Source organism: Candidatus Latescibacterota bacterium (assembly GCA_019038625.1).
Classification (GTDB): Bacteria; Krumholzibacteriota; Krumholzibacteriia; order Krumholzibacteriales; family Krumholzibacteriaceae; genus JAGLYV01.
In genome coordinates this window covers 1-2,114 of the sequence record JAHOYU010000208.1, presented here as the reverse complement: position 1 = coordinate 2,114, position 2,114 = coordinate 1, and the positions used below count along the sequence as shown (strand labels likewise).

Annotated in this window: 1 protein-coding gene; it reads right to left on the bottom strand. The window is 47.6% G+C overall.

Annotated features, from left to right (window positions below; genetic code table 11):
* Window positions 1–211: 211 nt before the first annotated feature.
* On the bottom strand, window positions 212–1,990 hold the full coding sequence (locus KOO63_14090; GenBank protein MBU8922943.1) for an AAA family ATPase: 1,779 nt from the start codon (window positions 1,988–1,990) through the stop codon (window positions 212–214).
* Between the last annotated feature and the right edge of the window lie 124 nt (window positions 1,991–2,114).

Below are 2,114 nucleotides of genomic sequence, written 5' to 3'. Positions count from 1 at the left end.
AAGGTTAACTCTTTCCATTAAATCCCCAGATTTCAAAGTGGGCGTTTCTCCAACGAATTTTTCGCCTAACGTTGGTTTCAGCTGCGAAGCTGGTTGGCGCGGACCTGGCGCAAGCCAGGTGCGTGACGAACGGCTTTGTCTGGTGCAAACTCTTGTTAGACACCATTTCAACCGCCTCCCACCGACAAAACAAACCCACCTGATCCCTCGTTCATTCCTCCCGAGCTACGAGGCCCTGTATGGAACCGACCAATTCGACTACTTCCTCGGGTATTTCAGGCTTCTGCATCGCATCTATGATTGCTGCGGGCGAAATCATGACTCCGTATGAGTCTTGAAGGTGCTTGTTTACTCTACTAAGTGCTTCCTTGCCTGGAATAAGGTTGTACTTGCCGCCAGCCGTACTCCAATCTTTCTCGAACTCGACCAAGCATTCTTCGAAAACCACAGACTCATCCTTCTTTGCCTTACAATTCCGTTCAAACTGGCGCCTGCTTGCCAATTGCTGCGATTGGATGTATTGCTTAACCTCGTCACAGTATTCATCCAATACGGCAGCAATTCCCCGCGTATACTCAATTTCTTTACCAGTTCGTTTCACCTGCTCCTTCACTCTCCGTTCTGCTGCCTTCTCTAGCGCATCGATAACGAGCAGGTAATTCTCCACCTCTTTTCTATTGTGTACAATTACTGTACCGCAGAATTTTCCGCATGCCTTCTCAATATTTTTGCGTTCTGCATTGCACCTAAAGTCACGATCGAGAATCGCCATCGACGCGATCTCCGTGCCCAGTGTTGTCTCAATGCCCTTAATTAAAGTTCTTATACGGTCTGGATTAAATCCCTCCACAGGAATGACCGCGAAATCGCTCCGATTCCCGATTCTCACTTCATTCAATCTTCTAGCAAACTTGCCTAGTATTATAAAGTCCTTACCTTCAACAAACACGGCGGATTTCGTTTTTGCCAACTGAGTTAGTATTGGATTGAGATTCGAACCCAATGCTTCAAAAACTTCAGAAAGATCTGAGGGCTGACGTATGCGCTTTGCTCGCTCCTCGTTCTTGTTGATCAGGACAATATCGTCTGATTCCGCTTCCGTTACTATCTCCGTCGAGTGAGTCGCAACTAGAATGTCCGGCCCAAGGTCTCTCAGCAAACCCAACAATTGTCGCTGAAGGTCGGAATGCAGATATATATCTGGCTCGTCGATCAAGAAAATCGCCTTCTCCTTGGACTGCACCAAGTGAGTCAGCATTTGACACCAAACTTGAAAGCCAAACCCTGCCCATGCGATTTCTCTCGGAATTCGCTTCTCCGGACAAAACATTACTAGCCGTGGCTTACCATGAGTTGTGTCAATAGTCGGTGCCTCAATCTCCATACCAGGCCACGTTCTCGCAAGTAACCTCTTGAAATCCTCAAATGACTCCCGATAGTGATACCAGATATTCCTAAAATTTCTAGCTGCTCGATAATTGAACAATGCCTGCCTAGCGGCTTCTTTCTGATACAACAGTTCATTGTGCTCAACAGGCCCAAGGATAGGAACAAACCCTATTGGACAGTTGAATTCCAAACGGAATTTCGCTGGCGTTCTAATTGAAACTGTCTTGTGTTCGGCAAATAGATAACATATCTCCCGCTTTGGAAAGTACAGTTGCAACTTGTTGCCGCTATCAAGTTTAAAAGTCACCGTTGCCGGATGCGATTCATCATAGTCGTAAAAGAGATTTTCATCCGCTACTGCGATATTGCTAAGGTCGACTACGTACCCGGGCGCATCTCCGTTCGGACCTGCCACTATGACTGGCTTTCGCGCTCCAGCCGTTCGCATTCCTGCGGCTAGAATTCGAAATGCCGCAAGTACTGTCGATTTACCCGAGTTATTAGGTCCTACAAGTATATTGAATGGCCGCAGAGCGAGTCGAAACTTTCTGAATGCCTTAAAGTGATAAAAATCGATTTGTACAAAGTGCGACAGTTCCAAAAGCTCACTCCTGTGTGTCTAACTACGATTATCCCGCTAACCTCCCCTCAAAGATACCACACCCCACCCCTCAACCCCCCACCCCCCCCCCCAAAACCCCCATTTACCCCGGGGAACCCCGGGG